Annotated in this window: 18 protein-coding genes; 14 read left to right on the top strand and 4 right to left on the bottom strand. The window is 67.9% G+C overall.

The features are described from left to right. Positions 1-497 precede the first annotated feature (497 nt). The 11 genes from OOB33_RS03235 to OOB33_RS03285 all read left to right on the top strand — a co-directional run bounded on the left by OOB33_RS03235 (position 498) and on the right by OOB33_RS03285 (position 10,670). Positions 498-1,271, top strand: a complete 774-nt coding sequence (locus OOB33_RS03235) for an ABC transporter ATP-binding protein (RefSeq protein ID WP_271007642.1) — start codon at positions 498-500, stop codon at positions 1,269-1,271. Beyond that, positions 1,268-2,065 (top strand): ABC transporter ATP-binding protein, encoded by a 798-nt coding sequence (locus OOB33_RS03240; protein ID WP_271007643.1) that lies wholly within the window; start codon positions 1,268-1,270, stop codon positions 2,063-2,065. Before OOB33_RS03235 ends, OOB33_RS03240 begins: the two co-directional genes overlap by 4 nt. 22 nt (positions 2,066-2,087) lie before the next feature. Then, positions 2,088-3,134 carry a branched-chain amino acid ABC transporter permease gene (locus OOB33_RS03245; protein ID WP_271007644.1) on the top strand — a complete coding sequence of 349 codons (1,047 nt, stop codon included), beginning with the start codon at positions 2,088-2,090 and terminating at the stop codon, positions 3,132-3,134. Positions 3,135-3,154: 20 nt separating this feature from the next. Then, on the top strand, positions 3,155-4,279 hold the full coding sequence (locus OOB33_RS03250) for a branched-chain amino acid ABC transporter permease (protein ID WP_271007645.1): 1,125 nt from the start codon (positions 3,155-3,157) through the stop codon (positions 4,277-4,279). Next, positions 4,276-5,127: an alpha/beta fold hydrolase gene (locus OOB33_RS03255; RefSeq protein WP_271007646.1), complete on the top strand. Its 852-nt coding sequence runs from the start codon at positions 4,276-4,278 to the stop codon at positions 5,125-5,127. Before OOB33_RS03250 ends, OOB33_RS03255 begins: the two co-directional genes overlap by 4 nt. Before the next feature lie 106 nt (positions 5,128-5,233). Then, complete coding sequence (locus tag OOB33_RS03260; RefSeq protein WP_102768900.1) at positions 5,234-6,004, top strand: ABC transporter ATP-binding protein; 771 nt, start codon at positions 5,234-5,236, stop codon at positions 6,002-6,004. 103 nt (positions 6,005-6,107) lie between these two features. Further along, a complete protein-coding gene (locus OOB33_RS03265; protein WP_271007647.1) occupies positions 6,108-6,815 on the top strand; it encodes an ABC transporter ATP-binding protein in 708 nt (235 codons plus the stop codon). Between the two features lie 41 nt (positions 6,816-6,856). Continuing rightward, positions 6,857-8,065 carry an ABC transporter substrate-binding protein gene (locus tag OOB33_RS03270; RefSeq protein ID WP_271007648.1) on the top strand — a complete coding sequence of 403 codons (1,209 nt, stop codon included), beginning with the start codon at positions 6,857-6,859 and terminating at the stop codon, positions 8,063-8,065. Positions 8,066-8,107: 42 nt separating this feature from the next. Beyond that, positions 8,108-8,995 carry a branched-chain amino acid ABC transporter permease gene (locus OOB33_RS03275; RefSeq protein WP_271007649.1) on the top strand — a complete coding sequence of 296 codons (888 nt, stop codon included), beginning with the start codon at positions 8,108-8,110 and terminating at the stop codon, positions 8,993-8,995. Then, positions 8,992-9,990 (top strand): branched-chain amino acid ABC transporter permease, encoded by a 999-nt coding sequence (locus OOB33_RS03280; protein ID WP_271007650.1) that lies wholly within the window; start codon positions 8,992-8,994, stop codon positions 9,988-9,990. The genes OOB33_RS03275 and OOB33_RS03280 overlap by 4 nt, the downstream gene beginning before the upstream one ends. 101 nt (positions 9,991-10,091) lie before the next feature. Next, a complete protein-coding gene (locus tag OOB33_RS03285; protein ID WP_271007651.1) occupies positions 10,092-10,670 on the top strand; it encodes a PEP-CTERM sorting domain-containing protein in 579 nt (192 codons plus the stop codon). Between the two features lie 38 nt (positions 10,671-10,708). Here the strand turns inward: OOB33_RS03285 and OOB33_RS03290 are convergent, their stop codons facing one another. Beyond that, positions 10,709-11,827 carry a hypothetical protein gene (locus OOB33_RS03290; protein WP_271007652.1) on the bottom strand — a complete coding sequence of 373 codons (1,119 nt, stop codon included), beginning with the start codon at positions 11,825-11,827 and terminating at the stop codon, positions 10,709-10,711. Positions 11,828-12,013: 186 nt separating this feature from the next. On the opposite strand from OOB33_RS03290, the gene OOB33_RS03295 reads away from it, so the two are divergent. Next, the gene (locus OOB33_RS03295) at positions 12,014-13,387 is read left to right on the top strand and encodes a TAXI family TRAP transporter solute-binding subunit (protein ID WP_271007653.1); all 1,374 of its coding nucleotides are present in this window, start codon (positions 12,014-12,016) and stop codon (positions 13,385-13,387) included. A 4-nt stretch (positions 13,388-13,391) separates the two neighbouring features. On the opposite strand, the gene OOB33_RS03300 is transcribed toward OOB33_RS03295, so the two are convergent. After that, complete coding sequence (locus OOB33_RS03300) at positions 13,392-13,796, bottom strand: hypothetical protein (RefSeq protein ID WP_271007654.1); 405 nt, start codon at positions 13,794-13,796, stop codon at positions 13,392-13,394. 190 nt (positions 13,797-13,986) lie between these two features. Here OOB33_RS03300 and mnmH point away from each other — a divergent pair, with 190 nt between their 5' ends. After that, entirely contained in the window at positions 13,987-15,057 is a 1,071-nt protein-coding gene (mnmH, locus tag OOB33_RS03305) for a tRNA 2-selenouridine(34) synthase MnmH (RefSeq protein ID WP_102768894.1), read from the top strand. Here the strand turns inward: mnmH and OOB33_RS03310 are convergent. Both OOB33_RS03310 and OOB33_RS03315 read right to left on the bottom strand, forming a co-directional pair. Continuing rightward, positions 15,048-15,293, bottom strand: coding sequence for a zf-HC2 domain-containing protein (locus OOB33_RS03310; RefSeq protein ID WP_102768893.1), 246 nt, complete (start codon positions 15,291-15,293; stop codon positions 15,048-15,050). The genes mnmH and OOB33_RS03310 overlap by 10 nt on opposite strands. Then, positions 15,290-15,847 (bottom strand): sigma-70 family RNA polymerase sigma factor, encoded by a 558-nt coding sequence (locus tag OOB33_RS03315; protein WP_102769698.1) that lies wholly within the window; start codon positions 15,845-15,847, stop codon positions 15,290-15,292. Before OOB33_RS03315 ends, OOB33_RS03310 begins: the two co-directional genes overlap by 4 nt. A gap of 150 nt (positions 15,848-15,997) precedes the next feature. Here OOB33_RS03315 and ubiA point away from each other — a divergent pair, with 150 nt between their 5' ends. Continuing rightward, the gene (gene ubiA, locus OOB33_RS03320) at positions 15,998-16,903 is read left to right on the top strand and encodes a 4-hydroxybenzoate octaprenyltransferase (RefSeq protein ID WP_271007655.1); all 906 of its coding nucleotides are present in this window, start codon (positions 15,998-16,000) and stop codon (positions 16,901-16,903) included. Positions 16,904-16,928 lie beyond the last annotated feature (25 nt).

The following is a 16,928-nucleotide window of genomic DNA, read 5'->3' on the forward strand; positions in this document are numbered from 1 at the left end:
CTGTAAGTACGGCTGATCTGATTGGGCGAAGCCGATGAAATTGGAGCGCCGGATGCTCGGCTACTGCGCGACTCCAGGCCGTCGTTGCGGGTCCCCCCGCGAATCCTCACGTAGCGCCGCTACGTTCCGGTTCACGGGTCCTCCCGCGCCTAGTCCTGAAGCCGCTCGCTACGCCTCGGGCGCTAACGATGGGCGCTCCGAACCCGGTTGTTCCTAACGGGCCGCCATCGCAAGTCAGTACAACAAGCTTTTGGCGTCCGCCACGCCACTCACCGAGAACGATCCTTGGGCTAGGCGCTGAGGCCGGACACCAACAGTCCTGAGGACTGTTGGTGCCTGCCGAAGGACGAGGCCTCTGGCCGAGGCGGGGGGACCCACAGACCGGAACGTAGCAGCGCTACGTGAGGATCTGTGGGAGGACCCGCAACGACGTCCAAGGGCCGCGCAGTAGCCGAGCTTCCAGCGCTCTAACTCAAAAGAATTCCCGGAGCACCACCGTGCTTGAAACAAAGAACCTCTCCATCCACTTCGGCGGGCACAAGGCCGTCGATGCAGTGTCTTGCACCTTCCAGCCCGGCACCCTGACCGCCATCGTCGGCCCCAACGGCGCCGGGAAGACCACGTATTTCAACTTGATCTCCGGCCAGCTGAAAGCCAGCAGCGGCAGCGTCTGGCTGGACGGCCAGGACCTGACCAACCTGCCCGCACCGGCCCGCACCCGCCTGGGCCTGGGCCGGGCCTTTCAGCTAACCCAGCTGTTCCCGCACTTGACCGTGCTGGAGAACGTGCGCCTGGCCGTGCAAGCTCGGCGCGGCCTGGGCCTGCGCATGTTCTCGGTCTGGCTGCAGCACCGGGACCTGATCGACGAAGCCATGGCCATCGTCGAGCGCGTGCGGCTGCAAACGCGCGCCCAGGCCACGGCCGCCAGCCTGCCGCATGGCGACCAGCGCAAGCTCGAAGTGGCCCTGCTGATCGCCCTGCAACCCAAGGTCTATATGTTTGACGAACCGACCGCCGGCATGAGCGTGGACGAAGTGCCCGTGGTGCTGGACCTGATCCGCGAGCTGAAAGCCCAGGGCCAGCACACCATCCTGCTGGTCGAGCACAAGATGGACGTGGTGCGCGAGCTGGCCGACCGCATCATCGTCTTGCACAACGGCCAGCTGGTGGCCGATGGCGAACCCGCCGCCGTGATCGCCTCGCCCGTCGTGCAGAACGCCTACCTCGGCGCGGCGCTGCCCGCGGCAGAGATGGAAGGCGCCAGCGCATGAGCAATACGGCCGCAACTACTAACGCCACTTCGCTGCTGACCCTGCAGGGCGTTCACACCCACATCGGCGCGTATCACATCCTCCACGGCGTGGATCTGGAGGTGCCGGCCGGCCAGGTCACCATGCTGCTGGGCCGCAATGGCGCGGGCAAGAGCACCACCCTCCGCACCATCATGGGCTTGTGGCAAGCCAGCCAGGGCCGCATCGACTTCGACGGCCAGCGCATCAGCGCCAGCAGCCCGCGCGAGCCGGCGCAAACGCCCGAGATCGCCCAGCGCGGCATCGCCTATGTGCCCGAGAACATGGGCATCTTTGCCGACCTCAGCGTGGCCGAGAATCTGCTGCTGGCCGCGCGCGGCGCGCGCCGCCTGAGCGAGCTGGATGGGCTGCGCCTGGACTGGCTGTTCGGCCATTTCCCGGCGCTCAAGAAGTTCTGGCTCTACCCGGCCGGCAAGCTCAGCGGCGGGCAAAAGCAGATGCTGGCCATCGCCCGCGCGCTGATCGAACCGCGCCGCCTGCTGCTGATCGACGAGCCCAGCAAGGGCCTGGCGCCCGCCATCATCCTGAACCTGATCGAGGCGCTGCGTGAGCTCAAGCGCGGCGGCGAGCAAGGCCAGGCCCCCACCACCGTGCTGCTGGTCGAGCAGAACTTCATGGTGGCCCGCGCCCTGGGTGACCGGGTCGCGGTGATGGACAACGGCCGCGTGGTCCACGCCGGCGCCATGCAGGCCCTGGCCGAGGACGAGGCCCTGCAGCAGCGCCTGCTGGGCCTGAGCCTGGCGGCTCATCAGTAAAAGAAAAATGAGGACCGGCCGTATGAGCACACAAGCTGAGACCCTGAGCACCCTCCCTTCCGCGGCGGATGCCGTCGCGGAAGCCATCCCCAAGGCCCGCTTCGACCTGCGGCCGCTCTGGCTGCTGGCCGCCCTGCCCCTGCTGGCCCTGCCCCTGGTCGGCAGCGGCAGCACCTGGCTGACGCTGACCATCGCCGGCCTGGCCATGGGCCTGATCATCTTCATCATCGCTTCGGGCCTGACCCTGGTGTTCGGCCTGATGGATGTGCTGAACTTCGGCCATGGCGTCTTCATCGCCCTCGGGGCCTTCATGGCCACCACGGTGCTGGGCGCCATGAGCGGCTTCACCGAGACGCCTCACCTGGGCGCCAATCTCTTCGCTGTGGCCGTGGCCTGCAGCGCCGGCATGGCGGTGGCGGGCGCGGTGGGCCTGCTGTTCGAGCGCGTGCTGGTGCGGCCGGCCTACGGTCTGCACCTCAAGCAGATCCTCATCACCATGGGCGGCATGATCATCGGCGAGGAGCTGCTCAAGGTGGTCTGGGGCGCGCAGATGATTCCCCTGCCCCTGCCCGAGGGCTTGCGCGGCTCCCTGCTGCTGGGGGAGGCGGCGGTGGAGAAGTTCCGCATCGTCGCCGTGCTGGCCGGCCTGGCCGTGTTGCTGGCCCTGCTCTGGCTGCTCAACCGCACCAAGCTGGGCCTCTTGATCCGCGCCGGCGTGCAGGACCGCGAGATGGTCGAGAGCCTGGGCTACCGCGTGCGGCGCCTCTTTGTGGCGGTCTTCGTCGGCGGCTCGGCCTTGGCTGGCCTGGGCGGCGTGATGTGGGGTCTGTACCAGCAAGGCGTCACGCCGCAGATCGGCGCGCAGGTCAATGTGTTGATCTTCATCGTCATCATCATCGGCGGCCTGGGCTCCACCGTGGGCTGCCTGGTCGGCGCCCTGCTGGTGGGCCTGCTGGCCAACTACACCGGTTTCCTCGCGCCCAAGCTGGCCCTGTTCTCCAACATCGGCCTGATGGTGGCGGTGTTGATGTGGCGGCCGCAAGGCCTGTACCCGCTGGGTCAGCGTTGAACAGCCAGGGACCTCAAGCCATGCATTCCTCCTTCTCCCTCAAGAACCTCCTGTCCCACGACCTGCCGCGCAGCCGCTGGCTGGCCCTGCTGCTGAGCCTGAGCGTGCTGGGCCTGGCCCTGCTGCCCTTCATCTTCCCCTCGACCAAGGCGCTCAATGTCGCGGCGAAGGTGCTGGTCTTCGTCGTGCTGGTGGCCAGCTACGACCTGCTGCTGGGCTACACCGGCATCGTCAGCTTTGCCCACACCATGTTCTTCGGCATCGGCGCCTACGGTATTGCCATCGCCAGCAGCCGCATGGGCGCGGGCTGGCCAGCGCTGGCCACGGGCTGGGCGGCGGGCCTGGCCTTGTCCCTGCTGCTGAGCCTGGTGATCGGGCTCTTCAGCCTGCGCGTGAAGGCGATCTTCTTCGCCATGATCACCCTGGCGGTGGCCTCGGCCTTTCTGACCCTGGCCTCGCAGCTCTCCGACTTCACCGGCGGCGAGGACGGTCTGAACTTCAAGCTTCCCGCCGCCCTGCAGGCCTCGACCGAGTACCTGGAAGAGCCGCTGCTGGGCGTGACGATTGACGGCCGCCTGCTCAGCTACTACCTGCTGTTCTTCGCCGTGCTGGGCCTGGTGCTGCTGTTGCTGCGCATCGTCAACTCGCCCTTTGGCCGCGTGCTGCAAGCGATTCGCGAGAACGAGTTCCGGGCCGAGGCCATCGGCTACCGCACCGTCGTCTACCGCACCTTGTCGAATGTGCTGGCCGCCCTGTTCGCGAGCAGCGCCGGCGCCTTGCTGGCCATCTGGCTGCGCTACGCCGGGCCGGACACGGCCATGTCTTTCGAGATCATGCTGGACATCCTGCTCATCGTCGTCATCGGCGGCATGGGCACCATCTACGGCGCGGTGCTGGGCAGCCTGGTCTTCGTGCTGGCGCAAAACTATCTGCAAGACCTGCTGCGCCTGGGCGAAGGCGCGCTGCAGGGCGTGCCCCTGCTCTCGCAGCTGGTGTCGCCGGACCGCTGGCTGCTCTGGCTGGGCATTCTGTTCGTGCTGGCCGTGTACCACTTCCCCAGCGGCATCGTCGGGCGCCTGCGCCTGGCGGCGGCACTGCGGGCTCACCAGCAGACAGCCACATCGGCGGAGGTGTCCTCATCATGAACCCCAGCTCCCACTACCTGCGCTGCGAAGGCCGCGAGCTGCACTACACCGAATGGGGCAGCGAGCACCGCGAATGCGTGATCGCCTGGCACGGCCTGGCCCGCACCGGCCGCGATATGGACGAGCTGGCCCGCCATCTGTCCACGCATTACCGCGTCATTTGCCCGGATACCCTCGGCCGCGGCCTCTCCGAGTGGAGCCCGGCGCCGGCCACCGAGTATTGCCTGGCGTTCTATGTGCAACAGGCCACGGCCCTGGTGGACCAGCTGGGCCTGAAGGACTTCCACTGGGTCGGCACCTCCATGGGCGGCGCCATCGGCACGCTGGCGGCGGCCACGCGCTTGCGCGGCCGCATCCGCCGCCTGGTGCTCAATGACAACGGCCCGCAGCTGGCCGAGGAGGCGCTGCAGCGCATCCGCAGCTATGCCGGCCAGCCGGCGGCCTTTGCCACCGTCAGCGAGCTGGAGCAGTACTTCCGCAAGGTCTACGAACCCTATGGCTGGCTCAGCGATGCGCAGTGGCGGCAGCTGACCGAGACCTCGGTTCGCCGCCTGCCCGATGGCCGTGTCACCCCGCACTACGACCCGGCCATGGCCCTGCAGTTCACCCACCACCCGGATGACTACCTGCTCTGGGATGCCTGGGACAGCCTGGCCCTGCCGGTGCTGTGCCTGCGCGGCGAGCATTCCGACCTGCTGCTGGAAAGCACGGTGCAGGCCATGCGCGAGCGCGGCCCGGCTGCGGCCGTGGTCACCATCCCCGGCTGCGGCCATGCGCCGGCCCTCAATGTGCCGGAGCAGTTGAATCTGGTTGAGCGCTTTTTGCGCGCCGACGGGGTGGCCGCATGAACCGGCATGCGGGTATGTCCGCAGCGTGCAGCGCCCCGGCTTCATCGGCAGCTGGGCACTCTGCTGCTACGCTTGATTCGTCCCCTGAACCGGCGAACGTCTGACAATGAGCGAACTGATTCTTGAAACGCGAGGTTTGGGCAAGGACTTCAAAGGCTTCACCGCCGTGGACGGGGTGAACCTGCAAGTCGCGCGCGGCGCCATCCATGCCTTGATCGGCCCCAACGGGGCAGGCAAGACCACCTGCTTCAATCTGCTGACCAAGTTCCTGGAACCGACGCGCGGCCAGATCCTGTTCAACGGCGTGGACATCACCGGCGAACGGCCGGCCGAGATCGCCCGGCGCGGCGTGATCCGAAGCTTCCAGATCTCGGCCGTGTTCCCGCACCTGACGGTGCTGGAGAACGTGCGCATCGGCCTGCAGCGCTTCACCGGCACCAGCTTCCATTTCTGGAAGGGCCTGACGGGCCTGAAGCAGCTGGACGCGCGGGTGCTCGCCCTGCTGGAGCTGGTGGACCTGCGAGAGATGGCCAGCCTCAAGGCCGGCGACCTGCCCTACGGCCGCAAGCGCGCGCTGGAGATCGCCACCACCATGGCCATGGAGCCGGCGCTGATGCTCCTGGACGAACCGACCCAGGGCATGGGCCACGAGGATGTGGACCGTGTCACCGCCCTGATCAAACGCGTGGCCGAGGGCCGCACCGTGCTGATGGTTGAACACAATATGAAGGTCGTCAGCACCATTGCCGACCGCATCACCGTGCTGGCGCGCGGCTCGGTGCTGGCCGAGGGCGACTATGCCGAAGTCTCGCGCCACCCCGCCGTGCTGGAGGCGTATATGGGCACCGAGGCGACCGAGTTGCAGGGAGCACATTGATGACGATGTCTAGCAACTTTTCGGGCCCAGCGCCGGGCCGCCCCAAGCGGGCCCGCATCCCCTCGGGGGATCGGCCGATGGTCTCATCGGACGAGGGGCTGACATGAATGCATTGGAGATCCGCGACCTGCATGCCTGGTACGGCGAGAGCCACATCCTGCACGGCATCAACATGTCCGTGCAGCGGGGTCAGGTCTTGACCCTGCTGGGCCGCAACGGCGCCGGCCGCACCACCACCCTGCGCGCCATCATGGGCCTGGCCGGGCGGCGCCAGGGTTCGATCCGCGTGCACGGCGAGGAGACCATCGCCCTGCCCACCCACCGCATCGCCCACCTGGGCCTGGGCTACTGCCCGGAGGAGCGCGGCATTTTTGCCTCGCTGACGACCGAGGAAAACCTGCGCCTGCCGCCGCGCCTCAGCGGTGGTCGGGCCACGCCCATGACCGAGGCGCAGATCTACGAGATGTTCCCCAATCTGGCCGAGCGCCGGCACAGCCCGGGCACCCGGCTCTCGGGTGGCGAGCAGCAGATGCTGGCCGTGGCCCGCATCCTGCGCACCGGCGCCGACATCCTGCTGCTGGACGAGATCTCCGAAGGCCTGGCCCCGGTGATCGTGCAGGCCCTGGCCCGCATGATCACCACGCTCAAGGCCCAGGGATTCACCATCGTCATGGTGGAGCAGAACTTCCGCTTTGCCGCGCCGCTGGCCGATCACTTCATCGTCGTCGAGCATGGCGAGGTGGTGGCGTCCTTCCCCGCTTCCGAGCTGGCCGCACAGCAGGCCAAGCTGGACGAATTGTTGAGTGTGTGAGCTTTTGATCGATTGACCGATTCCAACGAAGGAGACCGTCCATGAACACCATCCGCATCAAGCATCTCGCCCTGGCCAGCCTGCTGGCCTGCACCGGCGCCGCCCAGGCCCAGATCTCCGGCGATGTGGTCAAGATCGGCATCATCACCGACATGTCCAGCGTCTACGCCGACATCGACGGCGCCGGCGGCGTCGAAGCGATCAAGATGGCCGTGGCCGATATGAAGGGCATGGTCGCGGGCAAGAAGATCGAGGTGATCTTCGCCGACCACCAGAACAAGGCCGATGTGGCCGCCAGCAAGGCGCGCGAGTGGATCGACACCCAAGGCCTGGACCTCCTGATCGGCGGCACCAACTCGGGCGCCAGCCTGGCCATGGCCAAGATCGCGGCCGAGAAGAAAAAGCCCTTCATCGTCATCGGCGCCGGCTCCGCCCGCCTGACCAATGAGGACTGCTCGCCCTACACCATCCACTACGCCTACGACACCGTGGCCCTGGCCAACGGCACGGGCGCGGCCGTGACCAAGGGTGGCGGCAAGAGCTGGTACTTCCTGACCGCCGACTATGCCTTCGGCGCCTCGCTGCAGGCCGACACGGCCGCGGTGGTGGCCAAGAGCGGCGGCAAGGTGGTGGGCAGCGTCAAGCACCCGCTCAATGCCAGCGATTTTTCCTCCTTCCTGCTGCAAGCCCAGGGCTCGGGCGCACAGATCCTGGGCCTGGCCAATGCCGGCGGCGACACCATCAATGCCGTCAAGGCCGCCAACGAGTTCGGCGTCACCAAGACCATGAAGCTGGCCGGTCTGCTGATGTTCATCAACGACATCCACTCGCTGGGCCTGAAGACCACCGAAGGCATGTACCTGACCGACAGCTGGTACTGGAACCAGACGCCCGAGGCGCGCGCCTGGAGCCGCCGCTTCTTCGAGAAGATGAAGCGCATGCCCTCCTCGCTGCAGGCGGCCGACTACTCGGCCACCTGGAACTACCTCAAGGCTGTGGAAGCCACCAAGACCGACGACGCCGACAAGGTGATCGCGCAGATGAAGGCCACGCCCATCAACGACTTCTTCTCCAAGGGCCAGATCCGCAAGGAAGACGGCCGCTTCGTCCACGACATGTTCCTGCTGCAGGTCAAGTCGCAGAAGGACTCCGTGGAGCCCTGGGATTACTTCAAGGTCGTGACGCGCATCCCCGGTGAGGAAGCTTTTACCAAGCTGGCCGACTCGAAGTGCCCGGCGGTGAAGAAATAAGGCACGCGAGTTGTTGAGCATGAGCGCAGACAGGCCCAGAACATGACGGACTTTTTCGGTATCCCCCTGCCCGCCCTTCTGGGCCAGCTGCTGCTGGGCCTGGTGAACGGCTCGTTCTACGCGATGCTGTCCCTGGGCCTGGCCGTGATCTTCGGCATGCTCAACATCATCAACTTCGCCCACGGCGCGCTCTACATGATGGGCGCCTTCCTGGCCTGGATGGGGCTGGAGTACCTGGGCCTCAACTACTGGGTGATGCTGCTGCTGGCACCGCTGCTCGTCGGCGTGCTGGGCATCTTGATCGAGCGCCTGCTGCTGCAGTGGCTGTACAAGCTCGACCACATCTACGGCCTGCTGCTGACCTTCGGCATCACCCTGGTGATGGAGGGCGTCTTCCGCAGCTTCTACGGCGTCTCGGGCCAGCAGTACGCGGTGCCCGAGGCCTTGCAGGGCGCCACCAACCTGGGCTTCATGGTGCTGCCCAATTACCGTGCCTGGGTGGTGGTGGCTTCCATCACCGTCTGCCTGGCGGTCTGGGCCCTGATCGAGAAAACCAGCCTGGGCGCCACCCTGCGCGCCGGCACCGAGAACCCCAAGCTGGTGCAGGCCTTTGGCATCAATGTGCCGCGCATGATCACCCTGACCTACGCCGGCGGCGTGGCCCTGGCCGCCTTTGCCGGCGTGCTGGCCGCGCCCATCCTGCAGGTGACGGCGCTGATGGGCAGCAACCTCATCATCGTCGTCTTCGCTGTGGTGGTGATCGGCGGCATGGGCTCCATCCTCGGCTCCATCCTGACCGGTCTGGGCCTGGGCCTGGTCGAGGGCCTGACCAAGGTCTTCTACCCAGAGGCGTCCAGCACCGTGGTCTTCGTCGTCATGGCCCTGGTCCTCTTGATCCGCCCCGCCGGTCTCTTCGGAAAAGAAAAATGAGCGCCACCCAGAACCGCAACCCCCTGCTCGGCTACGGCCTGCTGTTCGGCGCCATCGCCCTGCTGCCGGCCCTGGGCGTGTACCCCATCTTCGTGATGAAGGTGCTGTGCTTCGCCCTGTTCGCCTGCGCTTTCAATCTGCTGGTGGGCTTCACCGGCCTGCTGAGCTTTGGCCATGCGGCGTTTCTCGGCACGGCCGCCTACGGCGCCGGCCATGCACTCAAGGTCTGGGGCCTGCCCACACCGCTGGGCCTGCTGTTCGGCATGCTGGCGGCCGGCGGCGTGGGCCTGGTCTTCGGCCTGCTGGCGATTCGCCGCACCGGCATCTACTTTTCGATGATCACCCTGGCCCTGAGCCAGATGCTGTTCTTCTTCTTTCTGCAAGCGCCCTTCACCGGCGGCGAGGACGGTTTGCAATCGGTGCCGCGCGGCCATTTCCTGGGCATAGAACTGGCGAACGACCTGAGCCTCTACTACGTGGTGCTGGGACTCTTCATCGCCGGCTTCTGGCTGATCTACCGCACCGTGCACTCGCCCTTCGGCCAGGTGCTGACCTCGATCCGCGAGAACGAGCCGCGCGCGATTTCGCTGGGCTACGACGTCGACCGCTTCAAGCTGCTGGCCTTTGTGCTCTCGGCCATGCTGGCCGGCCTGGCCGGCGCCACCAAGACCCTGGTGCTGGGCTTCGCCACCCTGACCGACGCGGTCTGGACCACCTCGGGCCTGGTCATCCTGATGACCCTGGTCGGCGGCATGGGCACCCTGGTCGGGCCCATGCTGGGCGCGCTCATCATCATCGCGCTGGAGAACAAGATCGGCGATCTGGGCAAGGCCCTGGCCGATGTCTCGGGCATCGCCTGGTTCAACGGTCTGGGTGAGTCGGTCAGCCTGGTGACCGGCCTGATCTTCATCGTCTGCGTGCTGGCCTTCCGCCGCGGCCTGGTCGGCGAGGCCCTGGCCTGGTGGGAGCGGCGGCAGGCACCGGCCGGGCGCTGACCGAAGATCGCTCGCCCCCCCGCGAACAGGGGGCTGAGCTTCTGTGCTGCGGCGGCATCCCATCAGTGGGGCACACCGCCCCGCCACACAGGAGCTGCTTCATGTTCTTCACCACCCACCGAGTTCTCGGTTCTGATCGCGCGCTTCGCCGCGTCCGCCAGCTGGGCGGCGCGCTCACGTTGGGCCTTGCTGCTCTGGGTAGCGCCCAGGCCGGCGCGGTGCAGCTGTCCAACTGGGCGCTGTACTTCGGCCAGGTCGACCCGCGACAGGGCGGCATCGTCACCCTGCAAGACTTCGGCGATGGCAGTGGCACGCCCCCGATCGCCGCCTTCCAGGTGCAGCTGGCCGGCTTCGGTGATGGCTTGAACCCGGTCGCGGGCTGGCTGCGCGCAATCGAGGGCGGTGACTACCAGTTCGACGCGGTCGACCTTGCGGAAGCCATCGCCTGGCCTGATGGCAGCCTGACCTACTACAGCTCCATCGGCAAAGGCGCGAGCATCAGCGCGCCCACCTTGGCCGGCACGCCGGACTTTGGCATTGGCATCGGCTTCTACGGCACCGGCCTGCTGCTGCAAACGCCCAACACCGGCAACCCGGTGCCCGAGCCCGGCAGCGCCCAGCTGATCCTGCTGGCCTTGCTCGCCGCAGCGGCGGCCACCGCAGGCCTGCGCCGACGCTGAGCACCGCAGACCCCTCCGGGGGCCGGATCGGTGCCGGCTCAGTCTGCAGGCACTTGCTGTGGCAAGGCGCGCACCAGGGCGTCCACCGCATCCGCAAAGGCTGGCCGGCCTTCGCGCAGCCAGGGCAGCCAATGCGCTTGGATGGCCGGTAAGGCATGGTGCCAGCGGGCCAGGCGGTAGAGATCGGCCCGCTCGGCATAGCTCGTGTACTCGCGCCCGCCGTCCTGGCGCAGCACCTCCTGCACCGCCAGGCCGACGGTGTAGAACTGCAGGGCATGCCAGAGCTGCTGGGCGTTCGGGCGCGGCGTGGTCTTCAGGGCCTCCGCCATGCTGAGGAACAGGGGGCGCATCACCCCGACATGGCTGGCCTCGTGGTACAGCATTTCCAGCGCCGCATCGCCCTGGTAATCGCTGCGCCCGCTGGGCATGACCACATGCTCGGGTTCGTCGCTGCTGTAAGCCCCCTCGCGGGAGCCAGTCGCCCACACCAGATCGGTGCGCAGCGGCTGGCGCGTGAAGGTCTGGGTCAGCTGCCGCTCCAGCCGCGCTTGCACGGCAGCACCGAAGCGAGCGTCCAGCGCCTGGGCCTGCTCGATCCAGCGCCGGTTGCTCGCCTCATGCGCCGGCCAGATGCAGCGCCGGTAGCCGGGCGCCGCCGCATCGAGCTGCTGCGCCAGCGACTCGGGCAACCCCGCTAGACCCTGGGCCCGGACCCGACCGTCATCGGCCTGGCGCAAGGCCTGCTTGATGGCGGACAAGCCTTCGTCGAACAAGGGGTGGCGACGTTCAAACTGAGTGGCGTAGAAGGCGCGCGCCTGATTCAGCGCGTGCAGCTCCGCCTCGTCCAGCCGGCATTCGGCTTTATCGGCCGTCAGCGCCGTCTTGCGGCGCGAGGCATCGAGCAGGACGTGGTGCAGATTCATCAAGAAACTGCTGTGGTAGTCAAAGCGCAAGCGCTGGGCTGGGGCCACCGTGGCCGAGGCTGCCGGCTTCACCGAAGAAGCCAAATCGGGGCTCGGGGCCGCAGCGGCGGCGGGCTTCAACCCCACGCCGACCAGGGCTGCGGCGAGCATCAAGGCCGCGAGCCGGGGCGGGCGAGCGCGGCACAGGCCGGCCCGGGCCGGGCAAAGGCGGTCACCAGCGAGGGTCTTGGGCATACACGGCGCTCCGGGGCGGAAAAGGGGGGGGTGGCGGTTTGCACAGCATCTGCAGCGCAGCTTAACCAGCAGCCCGCACTCCGCTGGGCGCCCTGCGCACGCGCAAGGGGGCACGCGGGGAAAAGCACGAAGGGCCTGAGGGCATCACCAGTCGGATACTGCGCGCTCCTCCTGAACGCCCACACCATGTCCCGCTCTTTCGCTCGCCCGCCAAGCCGCCCGGGCCTGCTTCGTCTGCGCTATTCCCACCAGGCCCTGGCCTTGTTTCTGGTCCTGCTGGCCGCGCTGTGGCTGCTGCTGGCCCACGCCATGCCGGCGCCGCCCAAGCAGGTGGGCATTGCCACGGCCTTCAAGGGCGGGGCATACGAGCATTTCGGCCAACGCTACCAGCAGGCCTTGCAGGCCGAGCACATCCGCTCGACCCTGCTGCCCAGCCAGGGCTCGGTCGAGAACCTGCGCCTGCTGGCCGACCCCGGCTCCGGCGTGCACCTGGCTTTTGTGCAGGGCGGCGTCTCGAACGCGCAGCGCAGCCCCGGCCTGGTCTCGCTGGGCCGCATCAACCACCAGATCCTGTGGATCTTCCACCGTGCCGAGGTGCCCTTCGACACGCTGACCCAGCTCAAGCAGCGACGTCTGGCCGTGGGCCCGCAAGACAGCGGCACCCGGGTGCTGGCCGACCAGGTGCTCAAGCTGCACGGCATCTCGGCCGGCAATGCCCAGTTGCTGCCCCTGGCCGGCGAGGCGGCCGCCGAGGCCCTCCTGAGCGGCCAGGTCGACGCCATCTTCATGGCCTTTGCCGCCGACTCGCCCCTGGTGCAGCGCCTGTTGCACGATCCGCGCGTGCAGCTGCTGAGCCTGCGCCAGGCCGAGGCCATCACCCGGCACCTGAGTTTTCTGGTGCGCCTGGTGCTGCCGCAAGGCGCCATCGATCTGGAGCACAACAAGCCCATGCGCGATATCGAGCTGCTGGCCACCACCAATGCCGTGCTGGTGCGCGAGGACCTGCACCCCGATCTGGTGCAGCTGCTGACGCGCCATCTGGTGGCCGAGCATGGCCAGGCCGGCTTGTTCCAGCGCGCCGGCGAGTTCCCGCTCAGCAGCGACCCCGAGTACCCCATGGCCCCGGCGGCCCTGCGCTACTACAAGCAGGGCCCGAGCTTCTTGCAGCGCCTGCTGCCCCTGACCATGGCCGTGCAGGTGGAGCGTTTGGCGGCCCTGCTGCTGTCGGCCGCGGCGCTGTTCTTTCCCATCTTCAATTACGCGCCGCGCCTGTACCGCTGGTGGATCCGCGAGCGCCTGCACCTGCCCTACCGCCAGCTGCGGGCGCTGGAAGCGCGCCTGCAGCACCGCCTCGACGCAGACGAAACCGCCGCGCTACTGAAAGAGCTTGATGCCTTGAGCGACAAGGTCCGGCAGCTGGGCGTGCCCTCGCGCCACTCCGACCTGTTCTTCGAGCTGCAAAGCGACATCCAGCTGGTGCGCATGCGCCTGCGCGAAAGCCCGGCCGGCGACCCAGGCACGCGCGAACGGCAGGCCGAAACCCAAACGCTGGCGGTCTGAGCCCTCAGTGGCAGGGGTGGTTCTCGCCGGGCATGGCCGGGCTGGACAGCTTCAACTGGCGCTGTGCCACATCGACCGAAGACACCCGAAAGCTGAGGGTCGTGTGGATGGCCGGGTAATGCACAAACACCCGGTCCAGGTGGGCAAGCTGATCGAAGGCATCGGCATAGGCCAGGCGCACCGCGTCGCTGGCCACGACATAGCCCCACTCCGCGTCTCGGTCCGGCGTGATGCGGTTGAGCTCGGACACCCGGGCGCAGCGCGCCGGCACTTCGGGCCCGCCGCGGTGATACCAGGCCACCGCCAGAACCAGGGCCGCGCTGGCCAGCAGGATCAGGGGCAGCGCCCAGTTGCGCCAAGGCGCCGGGGATTGGGGGTCTTTTGTCGGTGTCGCTGCTGTCATGCTCATCCAAACGCCCTCTCGCGGTGCTTTCCTGCCGCTGGCCTAACGTCGCAAGTGATTGTGCCGCATGGCCTGCCGCCGCCCAGGCGGGCCAGCATCCTGCATGCGACACTGCAAGCGCATCGCCTCAGGAGCCCGCCGACATGACTCTTTTTCCGCCGCCGCAGCCGGCCTGCAGCGCCGCGCGCCCCCAGCCATGAGCGCGGGCGGCAAAGCCCACCGAGGACCGGTGGATGTGGATGACATCGACGCTTTCGATGCCCTGATCGATGCCCGCTCGCCAGCCGAGTTCGCGCTCGACCACCTGCCCGGCGCCATCAACTGCCCGGTGCTGGACGACGAGGAGCGGCGCATCGTCGGCACGCTCTACAAGCAGCAAGGCGCTTTCGAGGCGCGCCGGGTCGGCGGTGCCATGGTGGCGGCCAATCTGGCGCGGCATCTGCAATCCGACATGTTCAAGAACCAGCCCATCGGCTGGAAGCCCCTGGTCTACTGCTGGCGCGGCGGCCTGCGCAGCGGCTCCATGGTGCAGTGGCTGCGCCTGGTGGGCTGGGACGCGCAGCAGCTGGCCGGCGGCTACAAGCGCTTTCGCCAGCATGTGATGGCGCAGCTGGACCTGCTCTGCCCCCAGCTGCCCCTGCGCGTGATCTGCGGCCCCACCGGCAGCGGCAAGACCCGCCTGCTGCAGGCGCTGGCCGCCCAGGGCGCCCAGGTGCTGGACCTGGAAGCGCTGGCCTGCCACAAGGGCTCCATGCTGGGCGAGCTGCCGGGCCAGGCCCAGCCTTCACAGAAGGCCTTCGACACGGCGCTCTACACCGCCTTGCGCGGCATCGATCGAGGCCGGCCGGTTTTCATCGAGGCCGAGAGCCGCAAGATCGGCCGCCTCAGCCTGCCCAGCGGCCTGCTGGCGCGCCTGCGCGACAGCCCCTGCATCGAGCTGCAGCTCACGGCCGAAGCACGGCTGGAGTTCCTGCTGCGGGACTATGCCTACCTGGGCGAGGACGGCGCCGGCCTGGCCCGCATCCTGGACCGCCTGCGGCCCAGCCATGGCCACGAGACCGTCAATCGCTGGCAGGACTGGGCGCGCCGCGGCGAGCTTTCGCCCCTGTTCGCCGAACTCTGCCGCCTGCACTACGACCCGCATTACGCGCGCTCGCAGGCAGCGCAATTCCAGCAGTGGCCGCAGCGGCAGGCCCTGCGGGCCGAGGGCCTGGCGCCGGCGCAGCTGAGCGTGCTGGCGCAGCGCCTGCTGGCGCTTCAGTCCTGAGCACGGGGCGGCGCCGAGCGCGGCTCGCGCGCCTCCTTGGGCTCCAGCTCGGCCTGGCCCAAGCGCCGCATGGCTTCGCGCAAAAAGGCCATCTGCTCATCCACGGTGCGGCAGCTCCGGCACATCACCAGGTGCAGGCGGAACTGCGCCCGCTCGGCCGGCGCCAGCGGGCGGTCCTGCCGGTCGCTGATCAGGCGGGCCACCTCGCGGCAATCGAGCATCAGCTTGGCACTCATGGCGCCACCCCGAACCAGTTCTTGTCCAGGCATTCGCGCAAGGACATGCGCGCCCGGTACAGCATCACGCCGCAGTGGTTGCTGGTGATGCCCAGCTCGCCGCAGATGTCCTCGACTTCCTGGTCCAGGCCCTCGCGCATCATGAAGACGCGGGCGACCTTGGCCGGCAGGCGGTCGATGCAGTCCTGCAAGGTGGCGAAGAACTGCTGCTGCTCCAGCGCCCGCTCGGGCTCGCGCCAGGCGGCAGGCCGCTCCTGCCAATGGCCGCTGCTGGCGAACAAGGCGTCCAGGGCCTCGTCCATGCTTTGTTCGTCGAGCGGTTCAATATGGACCTCGCGCCCGCGCTTGCGCAGCAGGTCGATGATCTTGAACTTGAGGATGCCGGTGGCATAGGTGCGCAGCGAGCTGCGGCCTTCAAAGGCCTCGGGCTTTTCCAGAATGGCAAGAAAGGTCTCGGACACCGCGTCCTCGGCCAGGCTGTCCTGGCGCAGCTGCAGCTGGGCAAAGCGCAGCAAGGGCTGGTGCAGTTCCGCGAGTTGGGATTCCAGAGTCATGGGCAGGCCGGTGGCGAGGAATGGAGCTTGCGCTTGGTCGGCGAAAGACTGGCCCACATTACAGCGCAGAAGTCAGCGCAGAGGTCAGCGCAGAGGTCAGCGCATAGGTCAGCGCACAAGTCGGGCAGCGCCGCGGCGACAATCGCCGCCATGAGTTCCAACGCTTCGCCCACCCGTTTTCGGCTCTACCTGAACCTGATCCGCTGGGATCGCCCCGCCGGCTGGCTGCTGCTGCTCTGGCCCACCCTGGCGGCGCTGTGGATGGCGGCCGATGGCTGGCCGGGCTGGCATCTGCTGACGGTGTTCACCCTGGGCACCATCCTGATGCGCTCGGCCGGCTGCTGCGTCAACGATGTGGCCGATCGCGATTTCGACAAGCATGTCAAACGCACCGCCCAGCGCCCGGTCACCAGCGGTGCGGTCTCGGTGAAGGAAGCCCTGGCCCTGGGGGCAGGTCTTGCCCTGCTGGCCTTCGGCCTGGTGCTGACGACCAATGCGCCCACCATCCTGCTGTCCTTCGCCGCCCTGGCCGTGACCCTGGTGTACCCCTACGCCAAGCGGGTGCTCAACATGCCGCAGGCCGTGCTGGGCGTGGCCTTCAGCTTCGGCATCCCCATGGCCTTCTCGGCCGCGCTGGGCGGCACGGAGTGGAGCCTGGCCGCCGTGCAGGCCTCGGTGCCGCTGGCGGCCTGGGCCCTGCTGGTGGCCAATCTGTTCTGGGTGCTGGCCTACGACACCGAGTACGCCATGGTGGACCGCGACGACGACATCCGCATCGGCATCAAGACCTCGGCCCTGACGCTGGGCCGCTTCGACGTGGCCGGCGTGATGGCCTTCTACGCCATCTACCTGGCCGCCTGGACGGCCCTGGGCCTGCGCCTGGGCCTGGGCCGGATCTTTCTGCTGGGCATCGCCGTGGCCGCGGCCCAGGTGCTGTGGCACTACACGCTCATCAAGGACCGCAGCCGCGAGGGCTGCTTCAAGGCCTTCCGCGAGAACCACTGGCTGGGTCTGGCGGTGTTCGCCGGCACGGTGGCCGACCTGGCGCTGCGCTGAGCGGCCCCGGGGCATGAGCCCGGGG

Source organism: Paucibacter sp. B51 (assembly GCF_027863535.1).
Taxonomy (GTDB): Bacteria; Pseudomonadota; Gammaproteobacteria; order Burkholderiales; family Burkholderiaceae_C; genus Paucibacter_A; species Paucibacter_A aquatilis.

Bases quoted from the DNA above. Each gene is read 5' to 3' on its own strand.
- mnmH (WP_102768894.1), top strand. From the start codon at position 13,987: ATGAGCGCGGGCGGCAAAGCCCACCGAGGACCGGTGGATGTGGATGAC.
- OOB33_RS03260 (WP_102768900.1), top strand. From the start codon at position 5,234: ATGAGCGAACTGATTCTTGAAACGCGAGGTTTGGGCAAGGACTTCAAA.
- OOB33_RS03270 (WP_271007648.1), top strand. From the start codon at position 6,857: ATGAACACCATCCGCATCAAGCATCTCGCCCTGGCCAGCCTGCTGGCC.
- OOB33_RS03315 (WP_102769698.1), bottom strand. From the start codon at position 15,847: ATGACTCTGGAATCCCAACTCGCGGAACTGCACCAGCCCTTGCTGCGC.
- OOB33_RS03300 (WP_271007654.1), bottom strand. From the start codon at position 13,796: ATGAGCATGACAGCAGCGACACCGACAAAAGACCCCCAATCCCCGGCG.
- OOB33_RS03275 (WP_271007649.1), top strand. From the start codon at position 8,108: ATGACGGACTTTTTCGGTATCCCCCTGCCCGCCCTTCTGGGCCAGCTG.
- OOB33_RS03285 (WP_271007651.1), top strand. From the start codon at position 10,092: ATGTTCTTCACCACCCACCGAGTTCTCGGTTCTGATCGCGCGCTTCGC.
- OOB33_RS03290 (WP_271007652.1), bottom strand. From the start codon at position 11,827: ATGCCCAAGACCCTCGCTGGTGACCGCCTTTGCCCGGCCCGGGCCGGC.
- OOB33_RS03250 (WP_271007645.1), top strand. From the start codon at position 3,155: ATGCATTCCTCCTTCTCCCTCAAGAACCTCCTGTCCCACGACCTGCCG.
- OOB33_RS03265 (WP_271007647.1), top strand. From the start codon at position 6,108: ATGAATGCATTGGAGATCCGCGACCTGCATGCCTGGTACGGCGAGAGC.
- OOB33_RS03245 (WP_271007644.1), top strand. From the start codon at position 2,088: ATGAGCACACAAGCTGAGACCCTGAGCACCCTCCCTTCCGCGGCGGAT.
- OOB33_RS03310 (WP_102768893.1), bottom strand. From the start codon at position 15,293: ATGAGTGCCAAGCTGATGCTCGATTGCCGCGAGGTGGCCCGCCTGATC.
- OOB33_RS03255 (WP_271007646.1), top strand. From the start codon at position 4,276: ATGAACCCCAGCTCCCACTACCTGCGCTGCGAAGGCCGCGAGCTGCAC.
- OOB33_RS03240 (WP_271007643.1), top strand. From the start codon at position 1,268: ATGAGCAATACGGCCGCAACTACTAACGCCACTTCGCTGCTGACCCTG.
- OOB33_RS03280 (WP_271007650.1), top strand. From the start codon at position 8,992: ATGAGCGCCACCCAGAACCGCAACCCCCTGCTCGGCTACGGCCTGCTG.
- ubiA (WP_271007655.1), top strand. From the start codon at position 15,998: ATGAGTTCCAACGCTTCGCCCACCCGTTTTCGGCTCTACCTGAACCTG.
- OOB33_RS03295 (WP_271007653.1), top strand. From the start codon at position 12,014: ATGTCCCGCTCTTTCGCTCGCCCGCCAAGCCGCCCGGGCCTGCTTCGT.